6 protein-coding genes and 1 pseudogene are annotated in these 7,271 nt (G+C 67.2%); 6 read left to right on the top strand and 1 reads right to left on the bottom strand.

Annotation, left to right across the window (positions count from 1 at the left end):
• The 4 genes and pseudogenes from B384_RS20840 to dapF form a co-directional block, all read left to right on the top strand.
• A pseudogene (locus B384_RS20840) lies at window positions 1–489 on the top strand (lytic transglycosylase domain-containing protein); the annotation flags it as partial.
• Window positions 490–567: 78 nt separating this feature from the next.
• Window positions 568–2,133 (top strand): tRNA (N6-isopentenyl adenosine(37)-C2)-methylthiotransferase MiaB, encoded by a 1,566-nt coding sequence (gene miaB / locus B384_RS0112480; RefSeq protein WP_019483436.1) that lies wholly within the window; start codon window positions 568–570, stop codon window positions 2,131–2,133.
• Between the two features lie 2 nt (window positions 2,134–2,135).
• Window positions 2,136–3,065, top strand: a complete 930-nt coding sequence (miaA, locus tag B384_RS0112475; protein WP_024476792.1) for a tRNA (adenosine(37)-N6)-dimethylallyltransferase MiaA — start codon at window positions 2,136–2,138, stop codon at window positions 3,063–3,065.
• Window positions 3,066–3,069: 4 nt separating this feature from the next.
• Entirely contained in the window at window positions 3,070–4,014 is a 945-nt protein-coding gene (gene dapF / locus B384_RS0112470; RefSeq protein ID WP_019483434.1) for a diaminopimelate epimerase, read from the top strand.
• 53 nt (window positions 4,015–4,067) lie between these two features.
• On the opposite strand, the gene B384_RS0112465 is transcribed toward dapF, so the two are convergent.
• Window positions 4,068–4,676, bottom strand: a complete 609-nt coding sequence (locus B384_RS0112465) for a class I SAM-dependent methyltransferase (RefSeq protein ID WP_019483433.1) — start codon at window positions 4,674–4,676, stop codon at window positions 4,068–4,070.
• Between the two features lie 242 nt (window positions 4,677–4,918).
• Here B384_RS0112465 and hflX point away from each other — a divergent pair, with 242 nt between their 5' ends.
• Window positions 4,919–6,463, top strand: coding sequence for a GTPase HflX (hflX, locus tag B384_RS0112460; protein WP_019483432.1), 1,545 nt, complete (start codon window positions 4,919–4,921; stop codon window positions 6,461–6,463).
• Window positions 6,456–7,271: ATP-dependent DNA helicase (locus B384_RS0112455; protein WP_019483431.1), on the top strand; the 816-nt coding region annotated here is incomplete at its 3' end. The genes hflX and B384_RS0112455, both read left to right, overlap by 8 nt.

Here is a 7,271-nt window from a genome sequence, read left to right as displayed (position 1 = left end):
CCGCCGGCGCCCCAGTCTCCGGCGCCCCAGTCTCCAGCGCCTCTACCCATACCCATACCTGGCCCGGCCCCTGCCCCGCCCCACGCCGAGCCGGACCCCGGCACCGCGCCAACACCGCCAGCACCGGCCCCCGCACCAGCTCCAGCCCCCGCTCCGGCACCGGGCCCCGCACCGATCGTTGACGACCCCGCCGGAGCCCAGGCCTATGCTTCATCCCGACTACCGTCGTTCGGGTGGAACGGAGACGAGTTCCAGTGTCTGGTCAACCTATGGAACAAGGAATCCCGGTGGCTGACCAGCGCGAACAACCCGTACAGCGGGGCCTACGGTATTCCCCAATCCCTACCCGGCAGCAAGATGGGCAGCGCCGGCGCTGACTGGCGGACGAACTACCGCACCCAGATCGAATGGGGCCTCGGCTACATCTCCGGTAGATACGGTTCGCCGTGTGCAGCCTGGCAGCATTCGCAGCGGATGAACTGGTACTGACCGGTTCGCAGCGGTTGCCGCGGGAACTCCAGGTCCCGTCGATTGTGGGGGTCAGCGCAGCACACGTACCCTTAACGGGTGAGTCTCATTACCCCAACCCTTCCCACAGGTCCCGCCGCCGAACGGGCCGGTGTTCCTGGCGCAGCGGTGTCGGGGGCGCAGCGCACCTACGAGGTTCGGACCTACGGCTGCCAGATGAACGTCCACGACTCGGAGCGCATCTCCGGGCTGCTGGAGGCCGCCGGCTATGCCGCAGCAACGGACACCCAGGCCGACGTCGTCGTGTTCAACACCTGCGCGGTCAGGGAGAACGCCGACAACAAGCTCTACGGCAACCTCGGCATGCTCGCCTCGGTCAAGGAAACGCACCCCGGCATGCAGATCGCCGTCGGTGGCTGCCTGGCCCAGAAAGACCGCGACACCATCCTAAAGAAAGCGCCGTGGGTCGACGCGGTATTCGGCACCCACAACGTCGGCGCCCTCCCCGCGCTCCTGGAGCGGGCCCGCCACAACAACGAGGCGCAGCTGGAGATCCTCGAGTCCCTCGATGTCTTCCCGTCCACGCTCCCGACCAAGCGCGACGCCGTCTACTCCGGCTGGGTGTCCATCTCGGTCGGCTGCAACAACACCTGTACCTTCTGCATCGTCCCCGCCCTGCGCGGCAAGGAACGCGATCGGCGGCCGGGGGAGATCCTCGCCGAAATCAAGGCGCTGGTGGCCGATGGTGCGATCGAAGTGACCTTGCTGGGCCAGAACGTCAATTCCTACGGGGTGGAGTTCGGCGACCGGGGTGCCTTCGCCAAGCTCCTCCGCGCCTGCGGGAGCATCGAGGGTCTCGAACGGGTCAGGTTCACCAGCCCCCACCCGGCAGCCTTCACCGACGACGTCATCGACGCCATGGCCGAGACCCCCAACGTGATGCCCCAACTTCACATGCCCCTGCAATCGGGCTCCGACCAGATCCTCAAATCGATGCGCCGCTCGTACCGGTCGTCGAAATTCCTCGGCATCCTGGACCGGGTGCGGGCCAAAATGCCCCACGCATCGATCTCCACCGACATCATCGTCGGCTTCCCCGGGGAAACCGAGGAAGACTTCCAGGCCACCCTCGACGTCGTCGAGAAGTCCCGTTTCGCCACCGCCTTCACGTTCCAGTACTCGAAGCGGCCCGGCACCCCTGCCGCTGACCTGCCCAATCAAATCCCGAAGGCGGTGGTGCAGGAACGGTTCGAACGGCTGACCGCCTTGCAGGACCGCATCGCAGCAGAAGAGAATGCCCTCCAGCTCGGGCGGACGGTCGAGCTGATGGTCACCGCCCAGCAGGGCCGTAAAGCCAGCGAAACCCACCGTCTCTCGGGCCGGGCCCGTGACCAGCGCCTGGTTCATTTCTCGGTGCCCGACGGCGTCGAACCGCCCCGCCCCGGTGACCTGGTCACCGTCACGGTCACGGAGGCTGCCGCCTTCCACCTGGTGGCGGACCCCGCGACGCCGGCAGAACTTCACATCCGCCGGTCCCGGGCCGGTGACGCGTGGGATCGGGCACAGGCCGATTCGTGCGGCGTGCCAGCGCCTGGCGGGTCAGCCGCTGGCCCAGCAGGCGCCGTGTCGCTGGGGATGCCCTCGCTGCCGGTCCGCGGCGCCTGACGGTGCTTCCCGCTGCGCCCGCATCCCCGCCCCTGATCGCCGTCGTCGGACCCACCGGGTCGGGCAAGTCATCGCTTGGCATCGAACTCGCGCGCAGGTTCAACGGCGAAATCATCAACGCCGACTCGATGCAGTTCTATCGCGGCATGGACATTGGCACCGCCAAGGTCAGTCTTGACGAGCGGCAGGGCGTACCGCATCACCTGCTCGACACGCTCGACGTCCGGGAGGAAGCCAGCGTCGCCGCCTACCAGCAGCAGGCGCGGACCGCGATCGACGCTATCCGGGACCGCGGCAGGATGCCGATCCTGGTGGGCGGGTCGGGGCTGTACGTTCGGGCGGCCCTTGACGTCCTGGAGTTCCCTGGTACCGAGCCGGGCATCCGGGCCCAGCTGGAAGCCGACCTGGCCCGCGATGGCGCGGACCTCCTCCGCGAGCGCCTCGCGGCAGTGGACCCGATCTCCGCCGGCCGGGATCTCGATGACCGCCGGCTGATCAGGGCCCTCGAAGTGTACGAGGTGACCGGCCGCCCGTTCAGCTCCTTCATGCCGCAACGCCTGTACCACCAGCCGGCACTGCAGCTGGGCCTGCGAGTGGACCGGCCGGTGTTACGTGAGCGCCTGGCTACCAGGGTCCACACCATGGTCGACGACGGGCTGCTCGACGAAGTAGCACGCCTGGACCGCCAGGGGCTGCGGAGCGGTCGGACGGCATCCCGGGCACTGGGATACGCCCAGTTCCTTCAGGTCCTCGACGGTGAGCTGACCACGGAACAGGCAGCGAGCGACACCATCGACGCGACCCGGCGGTTTGCCCGCCGCCAGCTCACCTGGTTCCGCGCCGACCCGCGGATCACGTGGCTCGACTGGGAGGATCCGCTCCTGGGCTCCCGGGCCGCAGACCACCTCCAGCAGACCTTCGGCCTATCCTAGACACGTGACTATTCAATCCGACGCACTGGTTTCACCAGCACCGACCGCCCTGAGTGGTGTCGCCTTCACCAAGGGCCACGGCACCGGAAACGATTTTGTCCTGGTCACCGACCCGGACGGCGAGCTGGAGATCGGGCCCGACGACGTCCGCACCATCTGTGACCGGCACCGTGGTATCGGCGCAGACGGGTTGATTCGAGCGATCAGATCCCGCCACCTGCCGGAGGGGCGGGTGCTGCTCCAGAGTGATCCGTCGGCCGAGTGGTTCATGGATTACCGCAACTCGGATGGCTCGCTGTCGGAAATGTGCGGCAACGGCGTCCGGGTCTTCGTCCACCTGCTGGTCTCCGCGGGGCTGCTCAGCCTTGCCGAGGGAGCCACGGCGTCGATTGCCACCCGCGGCGGGATCAAACTGGTGGAACGGTCCGTCGATGGTTACTCGGTGGATATGGGTCCCTGGGAGTTCATCTTCCCCGACGCTGCAGCATCGCGAGCCACCGATTCCCTGGTGGAGGCCGATGGGCTGGAGGTTCCGCGGCCCGCCCTGTCAATCAGCATGGGCAACCCCCACACGGTCGTGGCACTGGCTGAGCCTGCCGAACTGGATGCCGCACGGCTGTTCACCGCGCCGGTCGTCGACCCAACGCCCGTCGACGGGACCAACGTCGAATTCGTGGTGCCGCACGATCCGCTGGTGCACGACGGCGTCGGCCGCGTCAGGATGCGGGTGCATGAGCGCGGCGTGGGGGAGACCCTGTCCTGCGGGACGGGGGCGTGCGCAGTTGCGGCGGCCACGAGATTCTGGGCCGGGGCCGAAGCGCCCCTCACCTGGCGGGTCGAGGTGCCCGGCGGCGTCGTCGGCGTCCGCTTCCACGCCGGACCTGACGGGCGCGAACATGTCAGCCTGAGCGGGCCAGCCGTCCTGGTGGCGACCGGCACCTTCCTCTAAGGGCTCCCAGACAGCCGAGCGGTGCTAGGCGGTACGCCGCTAGGCGGCGTGCGCTAGGGAGTGAGGCGTTCCACCCGGATGATCCTGAACGACTTCGAGGTAGCAGTGCGGGACACCTCGAACCCGTCGGCCAGCTGATCGGCAATCCACTTCTGCAGCGAGTCAGCGCCGAGATTCTTCTGCACCACCAGCCACGCGGACCCGCCAGGCGACAGCCGGGGCAGCCACTTCAGCAGCAGCGCGTGCAGCTCGTCCTTGCCCACCCTGATCGGTGGATTGGACCAGATGGTGTCGAAGGTGGCATCGGCGTCGACCTCTTCCGGGCGGGTCGCCACCACATTGCCCAGGCCCAACAGTTTCGCGTTTTCCGCGGTGAGCGCCAGCGCCCGTTCGTTGACGTCGACGGCGACCACCTGGGCGTCGGGCGCCAGCAGCGCCATCGTCAGTGCCAGTGGACCCCAGCCGCAGCCAATATCGAGCATCCGGGAGCCCACCGGATCGGGGGCCTCAGCGAGCAGGATGCGGGTGCCCTTGTCGATCCCGTCGGAGCTGAAGATGCCCGAGGACGTCACCAGGGTGCGCTCCACCCCGGCCAGCACCGTGCGGAGCGGTTTGCGGGTCTCCGGGCCGGCCGGCTGGGCGCTGAAGTAATGGGAATCCATAACAAACCAGCGTAGTCGAGCCGCCGACGGTTTCTGGAACCCGGTCACCGCCGAATCCGCCAGCAACCTGGGCGCCCGTGAGGGGAATTTCGGCCACCGCCGTCCCGGTTGGCCCGCCCGGTCCACTTTGCTCACCGGTAGGGCCCTGCCGCGGCGGAGGAATCAATTGCGCGCTCAGTGAAGTGCCTCACCCGATCGGGACCGGGACGACTACCATTGAAGGACACCACTTTAGGGAGCGTATGACCACGAATAACGGGGGACCGGCGACGCCGGAACCAGAGATCGGCCCAGCCGAAATTCAGGCAGTGATTGATCGGATCCTGGCTAAAGACGAGGCCGCGTCCGCGAAGGGCGCAGGCAACCGTTTCGTCGGTGTCTCATCCGGGCACGACGACGAACGGTCGTCCTACGACGGCGACCAGCAGGACCTGGACGAACGGCGTGCACTGCGACGCGTCGCAGGGCTTTCCACCGAACTCGAAGACGTCACAGAGGTCGAATACCGGCAGCTCCGCCTCGAACGCGTCGTCCTGGCAGGGCTCTGGAGTGAAGGCACCGCCGAAGATGCTGAAAACTCGCTGCGGGAACTGTCGGCGCTGGCAGCCACCGCCGGTTCAGAGGTGCTCGACGGCATCGTCCAGCGCCGGCTCAAGCCAGACCCCGGCACCTTCCTCGGCTCGGGCAAGGCCCAGGAGCTCAAGGACATCGTGGTATCCACCGGAGCCGACACCGTCATCGTGGATAGCGAACTCTCTCCCTCCCAGCGCCGCGGACTGGAAGACATCGTCAAGGTCAAGGTCATTGACCGGACGGCCCTGATCCTCGACATTTTTGCCCAGCACGCGAAATCGCGGGAGGGCAAAGCCCAGGTCGAGCTGGCACAGCTCGAATACCTACTCCCCAGGCTGCGCGGTTGGGGTGACTCCATGTCCCGCCAGGCAGGCGGCCAGGTCGGCGGCGCCGGCGCCGGGATGGGTTCCCGTGGGCCCGGCGAAACGAAGATCGAGCTTGACCGGCGGAAGATTCGCACCCGGATGGCGAAGCTGCGCCGGGAGATCAGCGGGATGAAACCAGCCCGCGAAACAAAACGCGCCAACCGCCGTCGTAATGAGATCCCCTCGGTCGCAATCGCCGGCTACACCAACGCTGGCAAATCCTCCTTGCTGAACCGCCTCACCGACGCTGGCGTCCTGGTGGAGAACGCGCTGTTCGCCACCCTGGATCCCACGGTGCGTAAGGCCGAAACCGCCGATGGGTTGGGCTACACGCTCGCCGATACGGTCGGGTTCGTCAGGTCGCTGCCCACCCAGCTGGTTGAGGCATTCCGGTCGACGCTCGAAGAGATTGCCGACTCGGACCTGATTCTCCATGTGGTGGATGTGTCCCACCCCGATCCGGAGGGGCAAATCGCCGCGGTGCGGGAAGTGCTCTCTGAGGTCGATGCCCGCAAGGTCCCCGAAATCATTGTTCTGAACAAGGCCGATGCCGCGGATCCCTTCGTGATCGAACGCCTGCGTCAACGCGAGCCCCGGCACGTGGTGGTCTCAGCCCGCACGGGCGAGGGTATCGCCGAGCTCCTCGAAGCCGTCAGCGCTGCCATCCCCCGACCCAGCGTCAAGTTGACGCTGCTGGTGCCGTACGAACGCGGCGACGTCGTCAGCAGGTTGCACCAGTCCGACGCCGAGATCCTGAACCTTGAGCACGTTGAATCGGGCACCCGGCTCGACGTCATGGTCCGTGCGGGTCTTGCCGCCGATCTGGAGGAATTCCGCCAGCATGCCTGACAGCGGTACCGCGGGGCCGCTGGAACTTCTTGACGCCGCAGTTGAAGCCATGGGCGGCGAGAACCGGGTGGGCCAGCATGAGATGACGCAACGGGTCGCCGAGGCGCTGACCACCGGGGACCACCTGCTGGTGCAGGCTGGCACGGGCACCGGTAAATCGCTGGCCTACCTCATCCCCTTGATCTCCCACGCCCTGACCCACGACAAACCGGCCATCGTATCCACCGCAACGTTGGCGTTGCAGGCCCAGATTGTCGGTCGCGACGTGCCCCGGCTGTTGAAGGCCCTCAAAGGCAAGCTACCCCGCCCCGTCGACGTGGTGCTACTCAAAGGCCGCGGCAATTACGTCTGCAAGCACAAGACGGGCGGAGGCTTCCCCGAAGAGGGGGCACCCGACGCGCTCTTCAGCCTCGGCGAGGACACCGCCGCACCGCATCCCTCCGCTGGCCCGGCCACCCCGCTGGGCCGCGAGGTTGTCAGGCTCCGGGAGTGGGCCGAAACCACCGACACGGGTGACCGGGAAGAGCTGACTCCCGGGGTGAGCGAGCAGGCGTGGCGGCAGGTGTCCGTGACCAGCATGGAATGTCTTGGCGCCCAAAAGTGCCCGGTCGCGGCGGAATGCTTCAGCGAACGGGCCAGGGCCAAGGCGGGCGACGCGGATATCGTCATCACCAACCATGCAATGCTCGCGATCAGTGCCTTCGAGGGGCTGGCGGTGCTCCCCGAGTACGACGTCGTCGTCATCGACGAAGCCCACGAACTGCATGACCGGGTCACCGGCGCGGTGTCCGGACAATTATCGGCGGGG

This window comes from Arthrobacter sp. TB 23 (genome assembly GCF_000294595.1).
Taxonomy (GTDB): domain Bacteria; phylum Actinomycetota; class Actinomycetes; order Actinomycetales; family Micrococcaceae; genus Arthrobacter_D.
The sequence above is the reverse complement of the archived record's forward strand: the minus strand, read 5'-3'. Positions and strand labels throughout refer to the sequence as shown.